At 64.2% G+C, this 16,376-nt stretch carries 11 protein-coding genes; 9 read left to right on the top strand and 2 right to left on the bottom strand.

What is annotated here, in order from left to right:
- Positions 1 to 70: 70 nt before the first annotated feature.
- On the bottom strand, positions 71 to 2,515 hold the full coding sequence (locus G6N38_RS11490) for an arylsulfatase (protein ID WP_163747636.1): 2,445 nt from the start codon (positions 2,513 to 2,515) through the stop codon (positions 71 to 73).
- Here G6N38_RS11490 and G6N38_RS11485 point away from each other — a divergent pair.
- The 4 genes from G6N38_RS11485 (at position 2,478) to G6N38_RS11470 (ending at position 7,131) form a co-directional block, all read left to right on the top strand.
- Positions 2,478 to 3,086: a TetR-like C-terminal domain-containing protein gene (locus G6N38_RS11485; protein ID WP_163747635.1), complete on the top strand. Its 609-nt coding sequence runs from the start codon at positions 2,478 to 2,480 to the stop codon at positions 3,084 to 3,086. The two genes, G6N38_RS11490 and G6N38_RS11485, sit on opposite strands and share 38 nt — an antisense overlap.
- A gap of 141 nt (positions 3,087 to 3,227) precedes the next feature.
- A complete protein-coding gene (locus G6N38_RS11480) occupies positions 3,228 to 3,632 on the top strand; it encodes an MmpS family transport accessory protein (RefSeq protein WP_163751946.1) in 405 nt (134 codons plus the stop codon).
- The gene (locus G6N38_RS11475; RefSeq protein WP_163747634.1) at positions 3,629 to 6,523 is read left to right on the top strand and encodes an MMPL/RND family transporter; all 2,895 of its coding nucleotides are present in this window, start codon (positions 3,629 to 3,631) and stop codon (positions 6,521 to 6,523) included. The genes G6N38_RS11480 and G6N38_RS11475 overlap by 4 nt, the downstream gene beginning before the upstream one ends.
- A 137-nt stretch (positions 6,524 to 6,660) precedes the next feature.
- Positions 6,661 to 7,131 carry a hypothetical protein gene (locus G6N38_RS11470; RefSeq protein WP_163747633.1) on the top strand — a complete coding sequence of 157 codons (471 nt, stop codon included), beginning with the start codon at positions 6,661 to 6,663 and terminating at the stop codon, positions 7,129 to 7,131.
- Positions 7,132 to 7,141: 10 nt separating this feature from the next.
- On the opposite strand, the gene G6N38_RS11465 is transcribed toward G6N38_RS11470, so the two are convergent.
- Positions 7,142 to 8,377, bottom strand: coding sequence for a cytochrome P450 (locus G6N38_RS11465; protein WP_163747632.1), 1,236 nt, complete (start codon positions 8,375 to 8,377; stop codon positions 7,142 to 7,144).
- A gap of 162 nt (positions 8,378 to 8,539) precedes the next feature.
- Between G6N38_RS11465 and G6N38_RS11460 the strand changes: the two genes are divergently transcribed.
- The 5 genes from G6N38_RS11460 to G6N38_RS11440 all read left to right on the top strand — a co-directional run bounded on the left by G6N38_RS11460 (position 8,540) and on the right by G6N38_RS11440 (position 16,337).
- Complete coding sequence (locus G6N38_RS11460; RefSeq protein ID WP_163747631.1) at positions 8,540 to 11,854, top strand: LuxR family transcriptional regulator; 3,315 nt, start codon at positions 8,540 to 8,542, stop codon at positions 11,852 to 11,854.
- A gap of 98 nt (positions 11,855 to 11,952) precedes the next feature.
- Positions 11,953 to 12,495 (top strand): GNAT family N-acetyltransferase, encoded by a 543-nt coding sequence (locus G6N38_RS11455; RefSeq protein WP_163747630.1) that lies wholly within the window; start codon positions 11,953 to 11,955, stop codon positions 12,493 to 12,495.
- Positions 12,496 to 12,935: 440 nt separating this feature from the next.
- Positions 12,936 to 13,811, top strand: coding sequence for a C39 family peptidase (locus G6N38_RS11450; RefSeq protein ID WP_246227879.1), 876 nt, complete (start codon positions 12,936 to 12,938; stop codon positions 13,809 to 13,811).
- 57 nt (positions 13,812 to 13,868) lie between these two features.
- Positions 13,869 to 15,059, top strand: coding sequence for a C39 family peptidase (locus G6N38_RS11445; RefSeq protein WP_163747629.1), 1,191 nt, complete (start codon positions 13,869 to 13,871; stop codon positions 15,057 to 15,059).
- 126 nt (positions 15,060 to 15,185) lie between these two features.
- A complete protein-coding gene (locus G6N38_RS11440; RefSeq protein WP_163747628.1) occupies positions 15,186 to 16,337 on the top strand; it encodes a C39 family peptidase in 1,152 nt (383 codons plus the stop codon).
- Positions 16,338 to 16,376 lie beyond the last annotated feature (39 nt).

Below are 16,376 nucleotides of genomic sequence, written 5' to 3'. Positions count from 1 at the left end.
GATGTCGGACTCGGCGGAAAGCAGGTTCATGGTAACCGCATCCCGCGGGCCGACCCGGTAGCCAAGGGCCTCAATCCCGCGCGTAACCCAATTCGACTTCACCATCGGGGTGGTGCTTACCGGCTTCGGAGAAGTCGATCGTCACGTGGTCGACAGCGCCGCCGCGCACTGGGTTGGGCGAGGTGTAGGCGGCCGACACCGAGTAGGCGACACTGCGCCCAACCGAAATGGGTTGCTTGGGGTCGAGTGCTGCCATCCGCATGCCGGTGAAGATAGCGACCTGGCGATCGTCCACCGATAACACGACGTCACCGACGACATCAAGTGGCCTCGGCCCCGATCCGGTCCGGGTGAACTCGACGCCGAACACACACCGCCCCAGCGAGATCGGCTCGCTCGAGGCGACTGTCTGCTCCTGACCGCCGACATTGCCGACATAGTGCACTCGGCCACCGGCCAGGTAGAGCGCGTGACCGCCCGACCGGCTGCCTTGAGAGAAGATCACGCCCTGCGCGGCGGTGCTGTCGATCAATACCGCCGCTCGAAGCGCGAAGCTGCGACCGCGGATCAGTCCGCCCAGCGGGGTGTGGGCAGCGGGTGTGTCCGAGTAGAACCGGACGTACTCGACTGGGTCCCCTATAGCGACCGCCCCGCGCGCAACAAGCTCCGACACGCTCAAGTCGTTGAGTGGATATCCGTTGCAACGCAACGCCTCGTCGTGCCACAAGGCCTTGAGCTCGTCGAGCTTGTCGGGATGCTCAGCGGCAAGGTCGTGGATCTGACTGCGATCGTCCTGGATTCGGAACAACTCCCACCGATCCTGGTCGAACCTCGACCAGCCCGGGAGTCCAGACGCCACGGTCGGAGGGTGCACGGTGTTGGCGAACCAGCCGTCATGCCAGATGCCGCGAGTACCCATCATGGAATAGAACTGGGTGCGTTTGCCGCTGACTGAATCCGAATTACGCAGCACTGCAGCGCAACTCGTTCCATCCAGGGGTTCTTGGACAATGCCCTTGACGAGCTCGGGAGCGTCGATGCCAAGCAGTTCGTAGACCGTTGGCGTGATGTCACTGACGTGCACATAGTGGTCACACGTCTCGCCGCGCGCAGCCAAACCCCTGGGCCAGGACAACACACACGGATCCGCGATCCCACCTTCATGGGAGGCGTAACGCTTGAACAACTTGTAGGGCGTGTTGAAGGCCATCGCCCAGCCGTTGGAGTAGTTCATCTTCGTGCCGGGGCCGCCGAATTCGTCGTACCTATCGATGCTGGGCGGCGACTCGATGCCACCACGCATCGGAGTGAACTCGTCGAGGGTCCCCGACCGTCCGCCTTCACCGCTGGCACCGTTGTCGGACATCGCGACGACGATCGTGTTGTCCAGCTGCCCGGTCTCTTCCAGATAGTCGAGGACCCGGCCGATCTGTGCATCGGTATAACTGAGGAATCCGGCGAACACCTCGGCCATCCGGCAGGAGACCCGCTGCTGGTCGTCGGACAGCGAATCCCATGGCACGACCGTGTCGTGTTCGGGCCATGGCAACCCATCCGCACTGGTGCGCTCCGCGTAGGGATTCATCGGGGACAGCTCGGTGTCCTCGGCCAGCAGTCCGAGGGCTTTCTGGTTGGCCAGGGCGATGTCGCGATAGCGCTCGTAGCCCATATCGAACCGGCCCCGGTACTTGTCGGCCCAATCGGCTGCGACCTGATGGGGTGAGTGTCCGGCGCCGGGACACAGGTACAGGAACCACGGTTTGGCTGGGGCGGCTGCCCGATGATCGCGCAAGAATCCGATCGCGTTGTCGGCGAGGTCTTTTGACAGATGGTATCCCTGTTCCGGCGTCGCCGGCGGGTCGATGGGCCGGCTGTCGCTGACCAAGCTCGGGTACCACTGGTCGGTCATGCCATCCAGAAAGCCGTAATAGCGGTCGAAGCCCCGGCTCAGGGGCCAGTACCGTCGCGACCCGGCGGCATGGCAGTCCTCTGGTGGAGCCAGATGCCACTTGCCCACGGCGTATGTCGACCACCCGCGCTCGGCAAGGACTTCCGACATCAGCGCGGTCTCTGCCGGGATCCGTCCGTTCTGCCCAGGGAAGCCCTCGGCCAAGTTCACCACCGATGAGACCCCGACCGTGGTGGCGTTGCGGCCGGTCAGCAGGGCAGCCCGGGTCGGCGAACACAGCGCCGTGGTGTGAAACTGCGTCAATCGGACACCGTGGTCGGCAATGCGTCGCATGTTCGGCATCTCGACCAGGCCACCGAAGCAGTCCCACGCCGCAATTCCGGTGTCGTCCCACAGCAGGTAGAGGACGTTCGGCGCATCCTCAGGCGCGGACGGCGCGCGGTACGGTCCCCAGTCGGGCACGGAGTCCCGGATGTCCTCGGCGATCTTGCCCTGGAACTCCACAGCGATGTCCTCCTGAGCGATGCCGAGTCGGTACTGTCCTGGACCGTACCGCCCATTCAGCTCTATGGTGGGCGCTGTGACCCGAGTTGCCGACCGCGCCATGGAGCCGTCTCCATGGACGCCGCGCGAGGCCGAACTGCTGGCCGCCACGCTGCAACTGTTGCAACAGCACGGGTATGAGCGACTGACGGTGGATGCCGTCGCGGCGACAGCCAAGGCGAGCAAGGCGACGGTGTACCGGCGCTGGCCCTCGAAAGGCGAACTGGTGCTGGCCGCCTTCATCGAGGGCTGCCGCCAGGTCTTGGTCGTCCCCGATACCGGAACGCTGCGGGGTGATCTGCTGCTTCTCGGTGAGTCGATCACCGCACACGCCGCCCAACACTCGGCCACCATCCGCGCGGTGATGGTCGAGGTGTCTCGCGACCCCGCGTTGCGTGACGCCATGCAGCACCAATTCCTCGACCAACGCAAGGCATTGATCGAATCGGTGCTGCAGCACGCCGTCGACCGGGGTGAAATCGATGCGGCCGCCATCAGTGCGGAACTTTGGGACCTGCTACCCGGCTATCTGATCTTCCGGTCGATCGTCCCCAATCGCCCGCCGAACCAGAAGACCGTGCACACGTTCGTCGACAACGTCCTGATCCCCAGCCTCACCAGGCCGCTGACGTAGTCACGTCTTGCCCGAATAGGTCCAGTACCGTACCGTACCGCCTAGGGTGATCGGTCCCCTGCCCAGTGTTCGTGTCACCGGTTATCGAAAGGCCCACGGGTGCATAGGTTTCCGATCGGAGCACTGGCCCGGCGGGGGTGGATGCTGCTGGTCGCGGTGGTCGTCGTCGCGGTGGCCGGCTTCGCGGTGTACCGCCTGCACGGCATCTTCGGCTCCCAAGACGTCACGTCCACCCCCAGCGGCGCGGGCAACGACATCGTCGCGTTCAACCCCAAGCACGTGGTCATGGAGGTTTTCGGTCCGCCGGGCACCGTCGCGACCGTCACCTACACCGACGTCAACGCCCAACCACAGCGCGCTGACAACGTCACGCTGCCCTGGGCCTACGACACCACCACCACCCAGCCGGCGGTCTTCGTCAACGTCACCGCCCAGGGCGACAGCGACTCGCTCGGCTGCCGCATCAAGATCGACGATGTAGTGAAAGACGAAAGATCGGTCAACACGTTGAACGCCTTCACCTACTGCCTGGACAAGTCCGGATGAGCGAACAGCAGGTCTCCGATCGCTCGTTCACACACAGAGCGGCGCATGCGTGCCGGGTGCTCGCCGCGCCGATTCTGTTGGTCTGGCTCGCCGTCGCCGCCCTCACCAACGCGCTCGTTCCACAGCTCGAAGTCGTCGGTGAAGCCCACAACGTGGCACTGAGCTCACCCGACGCGCCGTCGCTGCAGGCGTTCCAGCGCATCGGGAAGGTCTTCGGTGAGTTCGATTCCGACAGCGCGGCGATGATCGTGCTGGAGGGCGACCAGCCGCTCGGAGCCGATGCACATCGGTACTACGACGACCTGATCCGGCGCGTCGAAGCCGACCACAAGCACGTCCAGCACGTCCAGGACTTCTGGGGAGATCCCCTGACTGCGGCGGGAGCACAAAGTCCCGACGGCAAGGCCGCCTACGTTCAGGTATTCCTGTCCGGCAACCAAGGCGAAGCGCTGTCATTGGCTTCCGTCGACGCCGTCCGCAACATCGTCGACCACACACCGGCGCCGCCCGGCATCAAGGCATACGTCACCGGCGCGGCCGCACAGGTGGCCGACCAATTCGAGACGGGCGACAAGGACACCACGAAGGTGACCCTGTTGACCATCGGGGTGATCGCGATCATGTTGCTGATCGTCTACCGCTCGCTGGTCACCATGATCTTGATGCTGATCACCGTCATCATCGAGATGTCTGCGGCCCGAGGGATAGTGGCGTGGCTGGCCAATTCTGGACTCATCGGACTCTCGACGTACTCGACCAACATTCTCACGCTTCTGGTGATCGCCGCGGGCACGGACTACGCGATATTCCTCGTCGGCCGCTATCACGAAGAGCGGTCGGCGGGAGTCGACCGGCAGACCGCGTTCTACGACACCTACCGCGGCACCTCACACGTCATTCTGGGTTCGGGCCTGACAATCATCGGCGCGGTCTACTGCTTGAATTTCACCCGGAATCCCTACTTTCAGAGCCTCGGCATCCCGGCCGCGATCGGGGTTTTCATCGCGCTGATCGCCGCACTGACCTTGGCTCCCGCCGTGCTGACGATCGGCAGCCACTTCGGGCTGATGGATCCCAAACGCCGCGCGAAGACCCGCGGCTGGCGGCGCATCGGCACGGCCATCGTGCGCTGGCCCGGACCGATCCTCGTTGTCTCCCTTGCGATCGCCCTGATCGGTCTGCTGGCGCTTCCCGGCTACAAGACCAGTTACGACGTCGGCGCCTACATGCCCGGCGACGCCCCCTCCAACGTCGGCTACACGGCCGCCGAGCGGCATTTCTCCAAGGCCCGGCTCAATCCCGAGCTGCTGATGATCGAGACCGATCACGATCTGCGAAATCCCACCGACATGATCCTGTTGGAGAGAGTCGCCAAGGCCGTCTTCCACACGCCCGGTATTGCGATGGTCCAGTCCATCACGCGCCCACTGGGAACACCGTTGGACCACACCTCGCTGGCATTTCAGATCAGCGCAGGCAGCCTCGGACAGATCAACAACCTGCCGTTCCAGCAGGCTCGAGCCTCCGACCTGATCAAGCAAGTGAGCGAGATCGACAAGTCGATCAATATCCTGCGCCAGCAGTACACCTTGCAGCAGCAGAGTTCTGACGCCACCCACGAACAGGTCGAGGCGTTCCACAGGACCGTGGAGGTGGCCCAGGACCTGCGCAACAAGATCGCCAACTTCGACGACTTCTTCCGACCGTTGCGCAACTACTTCTACTGGGAGCCGCACTGCTTCGACATCCCGATTTGTGCCGCCTTTCGGTCGGTCTTCGACGCGCTGGACGGGATCGACGCGCTCACCGATCAATTAGCCAATGTCACAGCGAGTTTGGACAAGCTGGATGCGCTGCAGCCGAAGCTGTTGTCTCTGATTCCGCAGAACATCGACACCCAACAAGCCAACCGCGACCTGACGATGACGAACTACGCCACCCAGTCCGGCCTCTACGACCAGTCGGCGGCCGCACTGCAGAACGCGACGGCTCTCGGTCAGGCATTTGACGCCGCCAAGACCGACGACTCGTTCTACGTCCCGCCGGAGGCCTTCAGTAACTCCGAGTTCCAGCGAGGGCTCAAGCTGTTCCTCTCCCCTGACGGCAAGGCCGCCAGGATGATCATCACCCACGACGTGGATCCGGCGACACCCGAAGGCCTTTCGCATATCGACGCGATCCGGCACTCGGCGCAGGAGGCGATCAAGGGAACCCCGCTGGCCGGATCGAGCATCTATATCGGTGGCACGGCGTCAACCTATAAAGACATTTCGGACATGGCCAAGTACGACCTGGTGATCGCCGGGATCGCCGCGCTCAGCCTGATTCTGCTGATCATGATGTTCATCACCCGTAGCATTGTCGCCGCGGTGGTCATCGTCGGCACGGTGGCGCTGTCCCTGGGCGCCTCATTCGGGCTCTCAGTATTGGTGTGGCAGTACCTATTCGGCATGCCGCTGTACTGGGTCGTGTTGGCGTTGGCCGTGATCCTGCTGCTTGCGGTGGGGTCGGACTACAACCTGCTACTGATATCGCGGTTCAAGGAAGAGATCGGCGCCGGCCTCAATACCGGCATCATCCGTGCGATGGCTAGTACCGGTGGTGTCGTCACCGCCGCAGGCCTGGTCTTCGCCTTCACGATGGCGTCCTTCATCTTCAGCGACCTGCTGGTGCTGGGCCAGATCGGCACGACGATCGGCCTGGGTCTGCTGTTCGACACCCTGATTGTGCGGTCGTTCATGACCCCGTCGATCGCCGCGCTGCTGGGCCGGTGGTTCTGGTGGCCGCTGCGGGTGCGGCCACGCCCGGCGAGCTCGATGCTGCGGCCCTATGGCACCCGCGAATCCGTGCGCCAACTGCTGCTATGGGAAGACGACGAGGCACGGCAGTAGGACTGTCAGCCACAACACATCGTTTCCATACCGATATCACGGTTTATCCCATCCGCAACATGGGTAACTTTAGTAACAGGTGCCGATGGTTCGACACCTTCCTGACCAGCGGAGAAAGAGCCGAATGGATTACCACCATGAACACAGTCCTTTACTTCAGCACCCGCGGCACCGTTTATGAAACCCGTGCCTACACCAAGGCCGATATCGATCGACTCGTCCAAGATCACCAGCTGCACTGCCTGACCAGTACCGACCGCCAGTTCGACTTCTGGTTCAGCCCGTCACGACCGGGATGTCCGAGCCGGGTGAATGAGCGCGCCACTGAATTGTTCTTGGCAACAACGAACTTCACGGCGAAGTCAGTGCCTCTGCTGCCCGGGTGCATCGTCGTCGCCACCCACGACGCCGACGGCGACCTCGACGGGCTGAGCTGGCAACAGCTCGATCAGCTGGTCCACCGGAATCGCTCGTTGACCGACCGCGACCTGCGCATCCTCGGCCGCAGGATTCAGCGTCACGACCGTCGACAGGCGCATCGATCCCGTCCTGCGGCAATCAAAGTCGCTCAACTGCCGACCGCGAGCAGACAGAAAATCGCACTGTAAGCGGCGCTGATCAGTGCCCCGGCGTGAATTCCATGCGCAGTTCCGCGGGCCCGGTGATACCAGACATGGGGTTCCACCGCACTGGCCCACCAAGAACGGGGTTGGGCATCCGCCGGGTGATCACCCGCAGCGCCTCGGCCAGCTCGATGCGCGCGAGATGCGCACCCAGGCAGTAGTGCACGCCGCCACCGAAGGTCAGCGTCGCCGGCGCATCACCGCGGGCGATGTCGAGTCGGTGCGGATTGTCGTACATGTCCGGATCTCGGTTTGCCGCAGCGGAATTGGCGACCACCAGCGTGCCGGCCGGGATCGTGATCCCGTCGAGTTCAACCGTTTCGGCGGCTCTTCGGATGGTGGCCAGGACGACTGGGTAGTAACGCATCACCTCATGCACCGCGTTCAGCGCAAGTTCAGGATGCTCGGCCAGTAACTCCCACTGGTCGGGGTGGTCACCGAGGGCGTGCACCGCGGCCGCGAGTTGGTTGCGAGTGGTATCGGTGCCGGCGACCAGCAGCGCGGCAGCAAGCATCAGCAGCTCACTATGCGTCAGGCAGTCACCGTCATCCTCGGCGCGGATGAGATCCGAGATCAGATCGTCGGTCAGATTGTGCCGGCGCTCGGCAAGCATGCCCTCCAGGTAGGCATCGAGCTCCTGCCAGGCGGCCAGGACGGCCGGTCCGTCGTTTGCGAGGTTCCAGTCGAAGAGCTTCTTGATCTCGTCAGTCCAGTCAGAGAACAACTCCCAGTCCCGCCGCGGGGCACCCAGCAGCGCGCAGATGATCGGTGTCGGGTATCGGCGAGCGATATCGGGCACAACGTCGCAATGACCGACCTGGGTGAGCGGCTCGATCAGGTCAGTGATGGCGTCGGTGATCGCGTCACGCAGTCGTTCGGCACTGCGCGGTGCGAAAGCCTTGGAGACCAGTCGGCGGAGCCGATGATGCTCGGCGCCGTCCAAACCCAGGATGTTCTGCGTGGCCCTATCCCACAGCGGGCCAGAGGTAATGCCCTGAACGTCGAGTCCGAGCCCCGTGGCGGTGACGAAGCGCGGGTCGCGTAACACGGTCCGTACCAGCTCGTAGCTCAGGACTTCCGGCCCGTGCGGACCCAACGCGATGTGTGCCTGCCGGCGGGCCTCGGCAATGGCGCGGTGCGCTTCATCAGGATCGCGCAGATGGTCATAGGCCAGGCTGGGCAGGCCCGCGTCGAAGACATTGATGCACGAGCGGACGGGCTGGATGGTCATGGTGGCCTCCCTTTTGGTCGGTATCGCTCGACTATCGGGGCGGGGCCGGCCCAGACCATCGGCCAGCATGCGCAGAAAACGGCGTTGAGGGGTCGTAGATCCGCGGGTTCAGGTTGGTGTTCTACGCATTTGTGCTGATGTTTTGCCAGTCGGTACGCCGGGATGCTGGCTACCATGAGCGCAATTGATCTGCCGGCGGAAACGCTGCTGACGTGGAGCGAGCAGAGCGTGGGGGAACTTCCAACCGGAACCGTGACGCTGCTCCTTGCCGATGTCGAAGGCTCGACCCGGCTTTGGGAAACCCAATCGGATTCCATGTCGGACGCACTGGAACGGCTCAATCTCACCGTCAACGATGTGGTGGCCGCGCACGGTGGTGTGCGCCCCATCGAGCAGGGCGAGGGCGACAGCTTCGTCGTCGCGTTCGCCCGCGCCAGCGACGCCATCGCGTGCGCTTTGCAGTTGCAGTTGGCTGAGTTGTTGCCGATCCGCGTCCGCATCGGGCTGCACACCGGGGAAGTGCAGCTGCGCGATACGGGTAACTACATGGGACCCACCATCAACCGCGCCGCACGGCTTCGCGACTTGGCACACGGCGGCCAAACGGTTCTGTCCGGCGCCACTGAGCAACTGGTCGTTGACCGGCTGCCCCCGGACGTGTGGTTGTCTGACTTGGGCGTGCACCCGCTGCGCGACCTACCGCGCCCGGAACGGGTCGTGCAACTGAATCACCCCGACCTGCGCAGCGACTTCCCGCCCTTGCGGGTCACCAACGAGCTTGCCGGACGCCATCTTCCGGCCCAGTTGACAAGTTTCGTGGGTCGCGATTCCCAGATCGGCGAAGTCGAGCAGATCCTGAACGAGAACAGGTTGGTCACCCTGACCGGCTCCGGCGGTGTCGGAAAGACCCGGTTGGCGGTACGGGTCGCAGATCGGGCGGCAGACGGCTTCACCGGTGGCGCCTGGTTCGTCGACCTTGCTCCAGTGACCAATCCCCTTGTCGTACCGGTCGTACTGGCACGTACGTTGGGTCTGAGCGATCAACCCGGGCGCTCGACCATCGAGGCCGTGTCGAAGTTCGTCCGAACCCGCCAGATACTGCTGGTGCTCGACAATTGCGAGCACCTCCTGGACGCCTGCGCGGAGATCGTGGTCGAGCTTCTCGACGCCGGGCCCGGTGTCACCGTGCTGGCGACCAGCCGCGAGCCGATCGGCATTGCCGGCGAGCTGATCTGGCGGGTACCTTCACTGTCGGTCAACGACGAGGCTGTCGATTTGTTTGCCGACCGCGCCCGTCGCACGAGACCGGATTTTCGCCTCACAGAAGAGAATTCGTCTACCATCGCCGAGATCTGCCGCCGGCTCGATGGCATGCCGCTCGCAGTCGAGCTGGCCGCGGCGCGAATACGCACACTGTCACTCACCCAGATCGTCGACGGCCTGCACCACAGCTTCCGGTTGCTCGCCGGCGGAGCGCGCACCGCGGTTCGTCGTCAGCAGACATTGCGCGCGTCAATCGACTGGTCGCACACCATGCTCACCGAGCCGGAGCGGGTACTGTTCCGGCGCCTGGCGGTGTTCATGGGCGGATTCGATCTGGACGCCGCTGACTCCGTCGGCGCTGACGCAGACGTCGAGCACTATCAGCTCATCGACCTACTCGGACTTCTTGTCGACAAGTCCCTGGTGGTTGCCGAGGAAGTCCAGGGCATGATGCGGTATCGGCTATTGGAAACCGTTCGCCAGTACGGTCTGGAGAAGCTGGCCGAATCAGGCGAGGCCGAGACCGTACGCAACCGCCACCGAAACCACTACACCAACGCTGCCACTGCACTGGAAGCACAGACAGGTGGCGACGGAACGCCGCTGATTCCCTGGGCTGAACTCGAGATGGACAACCTTCGCGCGGCGCACACCTGGAGTTGCGACAGCGCGGCGTTCGAGCCTGCGCTGCGGTTGGTGTCGGCGCTGCAACGGCTTTGGGTGACACGGGGCCGGTTCCGGGAAGGTGTGGCCGGGTTTGACGCTGTGCTCGGCGACGAGCGCTTCCGCGACCAGAGTGTTGCTCCCGCAGTGTGGATACGGGCAGTGGCCAACGCCGAGCTCTTGGCCGTCTGGTTCTCGGTGCCGGCCACCCTGCAACGCGCGCAAGAAGCGCTCGCCGCGGCACGCGAGCTCAACGATCAAGCCCTCGTCGTCCACACGCTGCTGACGTGTGGCCTGTTGGCCTTGAACGAGGCCGAGCTCGCAGCGCAATATTTCACCGAAGCGGCGCAGCTGGCGCGGGCAACGGGCGACCATGCCGCGCTGTATCACGTCTACAGCTACCAATGTTTCGCCACCAACGTCGTCGGCGATCCACGCGCTTCGCAGGCGGCTGGTGAGCAGGGACGAGATCTCGCCGATGCGCTCGGCGACAAATTCATGTCCCGTTACAGCCGAACGTTCCTGACCGGTGCACTGTCGATGCAGGGCAAGCTGGCCGAAAGCCTCGCGGTCGGCCGCCGGCTGGTCGAGGAGGCACGGGCGGGCGATGACCGGCCGATGGAGGTCTTCGGCCTGATGGCCTGGGCGCAAGCGCTTTCACTCTCCGGCGATGCCGCGGCGGCCCGCGCGGCGGCCCAGTCTGCCTTGGACGTCGGGGCAACCCTCGGTGGCTTTCATGAGGACACTGCGTATGTTGCCGTGGCGACCGCCGCGCTGGCCGCCGGCGACGCCGAAGCGGCCAGGCAAGCGTGCGAGGACGCCTGGCGGCATAGGACGTCGTTGAAAGAACTGTTCGTCAGGAGCCTGACGCCGATGGCTGAGGCCGCCCTGGCCGGTGGTGATCTCGTCGCTGCGCGCCGCTGGGCGGATGACACCGTCGCGGCCGTGCCAGGGTGTTACCAGGTGCTGGCGCTGAACGCCCGCGCCCGGGTCGCCATCGCCCAGGGCGAGCCACAACAGGCGGAAAGCGATCTCCACGAAGCCATCGCCGTCGCCGAGCGTACCGGCGGGCATCTTCGGTTGTCGGAAACCCTCGAATGCCTGGGAGCTCTGGCCGCCAGCGCCAATCCCGCACACGCTGTCCGCCTTTTCGGCGCCGCCGACAGTATGCGGCGACGGCACGGCGCCGCGCGCTTTCCGTACGTTCAGGCCGCCTATGACGTCGGACTGTCGGCCGCGCGGCATGCGCTGAACGAGAACGAGTTTGATTCTGCGTGGTCAGAAGGAGCCGGGCTGTCAACCGCAGAGGCGATCGGTTACGCGCAGCGTGGCCGTGGTGCCCGAGGGAGGCCGACCAGTGGTTGGGAATCGTTGACACGCAGTGAACTCGACGTCGTTCGACTCGTCAGTGAAGGCCTGTCGAACAAAGACATTGCGACGCGCCTGTTCATCTCGCCACGCACCGTTCAGTCACATCTCACGCACGTCTACACCAAACTCGCCGTGTCCTCCCGCGTGCAATTGGTACAGGAAGCCGCCCGCCACGCCTAGTGCGAGGTTTCCGGCGGGCCTGAGTCTCGATAAATTGGGGCTGCTCGCTGCCGCGCGTCGATGTGGGAGTCGTGTTGCCGGCCTGGCATTCTGGCTCAATGATGGACGTTGTGATCGCCGAGGCCGGCGAGTTGACGGCACGCGATATGGCTGCCGCTGAGGCGTTGGTCCGAGCGGCATTTGGAGACAGTTTCCGCGCCCATGACTGGCTGCACGGCGTTGACGGGGTGCACGTGCTGATCACCGAGAACGCTGACCTACTCGCGCACGCATCGGTGGTGACTCGCACCCTGCGTTACGGCAGTGCGTCCCTCACCACCGGCTACGTGGAAAGCGTCGCCGTTGACATCGACCAGCAAGGCCGCGGTCTGGGGCGGCTGGTAATGGATCACGCCGAAGCGATCATCCGGGCCCGGCATCAGCTCGGTGCTCTCAACGCGGTCGAGAGCGCAGCACCGTTCTACGCTGCCCGGGGCTGGCAACCGTGGGCCGGGCACACTCAAGCCGACACCCCCGACGGGCTGGTCGACACCTACCACCCGGACGATCGGATCTTCGTCCTGCCGACGGCCGGGACCCGTCAGCAACTCTGCGGATCATCACCCTTGATCTGTGATTGGCGCGTCGGCGATCTCTGGTAGCCGGAGGATGCCGCGACGTCGTCGACAACACGACATGCGGCGGGTGGCAGCGCCGGGTGGCTACCGAAAGAAAGCTGGACTACTCACGCTGTGAGTCGCTATTGTCAGCGCCGACAAATTCATTCGCGGTGATGTGGGCGGGGGCCGACGTGACATCCATCAAACGCGCTGGGCGAATCACGGCATTTGGATTCGCCGTCGGCGCGGGTTTGCTTATCGCCTCCGGCGCCGGCGCAGCAGTAGCGGCCGCCGCGCCTGACGACTCCGGACACACTTCGACCGCCAGTTCCTCGGCATCGGGCAGCGCATCGCCATCGGCTCGCTCGGCCCGACCCGCCAAAGGCACGACGGCCAAGGCCAAGCCGGCCCGTGCTGTCAGCACCCGCGGCGACTACTCCGCGCCGGTGGTCCAGCTTCACACCAAGCCGACGGCGGCTGCGGTGACCGCGCCCGCCGTCTCGGCGACGGATGACATCACCGCGGCCCCCACAGCGTCGGCCAAACAGGCCGCATCGAAACGTGTCCCCGCACTTCCCACTCCGGACCAGGCACTGCGGACAATCACCGACAGCCTCGGCACCGTGCGGCGCAACCTCGATGACCTGCGCGAGAAGATCGAGACGCTCGTCCAAAACCAGATCATCGGCTTGAATAACAGCCTGCTGGACCTGCGCATCGACCTGCAGCGCCTGTTCAGCAACAAACCCCTCATCTACGGCAATCCCGCCAACTCCCAGTTTTGGGCCGCCCAGGGGATAGAGACCTCGTACCTGATGGCAGCGGCCATGGTGATCACTCGGCTCACCGGCGAGACAGTGACTGCAGATTCCATCGTGGACGAGGCGATGGCGACCAACAGCACCGTTCAATCTGGCCGCAAGATGTATCTGGGCCCGAGCGTCTTCGACTTCGTGTATCCCGCCGATGCGTTTGCGCTGATGGAGAATCACGGCATCAAGGTGACCACCACGAACTACGGCTCCAACCAGGGATTTCAGGCGTTTACCGGCATTGAAAAGGCACTGGCACAAGGTAAGTCGGTGATCGTGACAATCAATGGCCCGATCACCTCGGTCTTCTACCCCAACCTCCAGCAATCAATGGGGCACCCGGTGGTGCTGCTCGGGATCGATGTCACCAACAACGTGGTCTACCTGAACGACGGCACATTGCCACAGAGCGGGCAGAAGATGACGATGTCGATCGACGATTTCATCGACAACTGGCGAGCCTCCAACTTCAGCGCTACTGTCGCCGAGTTGGCCCCTGCCCCAGCGCAAACCGAGCGCTCTGAGACCGCGGCCAGCGCCGCATGATCGCCACTTCAGCAGCCTCAATAATTCTCATTCACGGTGATGCGGGCGGGGGCCACGATGACATCGATTAATCGCGCGGGACGAATCACCACCTTCGGGTTCGCGGTCGGCGCAGGCTTGCTGATCGCCGCGGGTGCTGGTGCCGCGGTCGCGAGTGCCGCGCCCGACGAGTCCGGTCACGCATCGACCACGAATTCCTCGGCATCGAGCAGCGCATCGTCATCGGCCCGCTCAGCCCGACCCTCGACCGGTGCGCCGGCCAAAGCCAAACCGACGAACAAGGTCAGCGCGAGCAGCGACTACTCGGCCCCCGTGGTGCAGCTGCACACCCGCAACCGCACGTCCGCCGTCGCCGCGGCAACCGCGCCGACATCCACCCCGGCGGCCGAGGAGCTCGTCTCGGCGCCCACCCCGTCGATCAAACAAGCCTCGGCCCAACGGCTTCCCACGCCGGCTCGGGTGCCACAGGCGGCCTTGGACGTGGTCCGCGATCTCAACACCATTCGCCGCAATATCGAGCTCCTGATCCGGCACCAGATCGACGACTTGCGCGACAACCTGACCGCGCTGCGCTACGACCTCGCCGCGATCATCGCTCCGGCCCGACGGCCGACCAATCCCGATATCCCGGCGGATGAAACACCGGGAGTCATCGGCACACCGAAAAGCAGGGAGGGTTACTTCATCTACCAGGGCGCTACCAATACCTGCGCCCTGTCAACGGCCGCGATGTTGATCGGCCAACTGTACGGCCGCGACACGATGCCGACCTGGGAGCAGATCGTCGACGAAGCGGCCAAAACGCCGAGCTTCTCAAAACCCGGCCAGATGGTCTACGACCGCGTGAAAGACACCTTCGTGAGTACCACCGATGTGGTCCAGTTGCTGCAGACCCACGGGGTGAACGCAAAAATCACCCAGTACACCAGGGGTCAAAGCGATCTCGCTGTTTCGAGCCTCAAGGCGGCGCTGACTCAAGGTGACGCAGTCGCCGTGTCGGTCAAAGCCGAGGTCATCTGGGGACGTGCAGCGCCCGAGACGGCATACAAGGGTGACCATCTGATCACCGTGCTGGGCATCGACACCAACAAGAACGTCGTCTACGTCAATGACAGCGCCTTCGAGCAAGAAGAAGGCATGGGCATCGCGATCCCCATGAACAGGTTCATGAGCGCGTGGGCGGCAGACTCGTACTTGACCATCACCGCCGTGGCCGCCGCAACCTCGCAAACCGCGCTCGCGGCCTGAGCATGTTCACCAGCGCGGCGATGCCGGACTGAGCAGCTACCGAAGGAAAGCGGAGCGGCATTGGATGCGACCCGCTACTGTCAGCATCGATATTTCTCATTCGCGGTGATGTAGGCGGGGGCCAGCGTGACATCCATCAAGCGAGCTGGGCGAATCACGACGTTCGGATTCGCCGTCGGAGCCGGTTTGCTGATCGCCTCTGGCGCCGACGCAGCGGTGGCCGCAGCCGCACCCGACGGGTCCGGGCAGTCAGCGAGTAACAGCTCATCGGCATCAGGGCACACATCGTCGGCCCGCTCGGCCCGCACGGCGGCCAAGCCCACGCCGGCCCGAACGGTCAGCACTCGTAGCGAATACTCGGCACCCGTCGTCCAGCTGCAGGCCGGCAAGCGCACACCGGTCGCGGCCAGCGCTGCGGCAGCCGACGAGATCGCGGCCGTCCCCACGGCGTCGGCCAAACTGGCCGCACCGAAACGCAGTCCCGCACTTCCCACTCCAGCCGAATTCCAGCAGGCCGTCGTCGCAGGGCTCAGCACCGTGCGGCAGAACCTCGATGAGCTTCGCCAGAAGATCGAAACGCTCGTCCAAAACCAGATCATCGGCTTCCAGAACAACTTGGTCGTACTGCGGATCGACCTCGAGCGCGTCTTCAACCCCAACAAGCAGATCATCTACGGCAACCTGGCCAACGCCCAGTACTGGGCGGCCGGGGGCGCCCAGACCTCGAACCTGATGGCCGCGGCGATGGTCATCAGTGCGCTCAAGGGTGAAACCGTGACTGCGCAGGACATCATCACCGAAGCGATGAACACCGATAGTGTCGCTCGCCCGGGCCGGGCCATGTACCTGGGCACCGATACCTACGACTGGGTGTGGGCCACCGATGCGGTCCAGCTGATGGAAACCCACGGGATCAAGGTGACGACTGTCTACTACACCAAGAGCCAGGAGCAACGCGCGCTGGACACTATCGAAACCGCGTTGTCGCAAGGCAAGTCGGTGATTGTGAGTATCGACGGCAAGGTCATCTCCAGCAACACCAGCAATCAGGAAGTGTGGACGACCGAGCACCAGGCGGTGCTGCTCGGGATCAACATCACCAAGAACCTCGTCTACCTCAACGACGGCGCCAATCCTGCGGGCCAGAACCTGACGATGTCGCTCGAAGACTTCCTCGATGCCTGGCAGGCCAGCCGCTACACGGCCATCATCGCCGAATTGGCCCCCGCCACAGCACAAGCCACGTCACCGTCGGCGCGTGAAAGCATCTCCGTATGACCGCCCCCTGCGTTGTGAACCGGACGCATCGGGGCACCA

It is taken from the genome of Mycolicibacterium helvum (assembly GCF_010731895.1).
Taxonomy (GTDB): Bacteria; Actinomycetota; Actinomycetes; order Mycobacteriales; family Mycobacteriaceae; genus Mycobacterium; species Mycobacterium helvum.
The sequence above is the reverse complement of the archived record's forward strand: the minus strand, read 5'-3'. Positions and strand labels throughout refer to the sequence as shown.

Excerpts from the sequence above, each read along its gene's own strand:
- G6N38_RS11485 (WP_163747635.1), top strand. The coding sequence starts at position 2,478 with ATGGTGGGCGCTGTGACCCGAGTTGCCGACCGCGCCATGGAGCCGTCT.
- G6N38_RS11490 (WP_163747636.1), bottom strand. The coding sequence starts at position 2,515 with ATGGCGCGGTCGGCAACTCGGGTCACAGCGCCCACCATAGAGCTGAAT.
- G6N38_RS11480 (WP_163751946.1), top strand. The coding sequence starts at position 3,228 with ATGCTGCTGGTCGCGGTGGTCGTCGTCGCGGTGGCCGGCTTCGCGGTG.
- G6N38_RS11475 (WP_163747634.1), top strand. The coding sequence starts at position 3,629 with ATGAGCGAACAGCAGGTCTCCGATCGCTCGTTCACACACAGAGCGGCG.
- G6N38_RS11470 (WP_163747633.1), top strand. The coding sequence starts at position 6,661 with ATGAACACAGTCCTTTACTTCAGCACCCGCGGCACCGTTTATGAAACC.
- G6N38_RS11465 (WP_163747632.1), bottom strand. The coding sequence starts at position 8,377 with ATGACCATCCAGCCCGTCCGCTCGTGCATCAATGTCTTCGACGCGGGC.
- G6N38_RS11460 (WP_163747631.1), top strand. The coding sequence starts at position 8,540 with ATGCTGGCTACCATGAGCGCAATTGATCTGCCGGCGGAAACGCTGCTG.
- G6N38_RS11455 (WP_163747630.1), top strand. The coding sequence starts at position 11,953 with ATGATGGACGTTGTGATCGCCGAGGCCGGCGAGTTGACGGCACGCGAT.
- G6N38_RS11445 (WP_163747629.1), top strand. The coding sequence starts at position 13,869 with ATGACATCGATTAATCGCGCGGGACGAATCACCACCTTCGGGTTCGCG.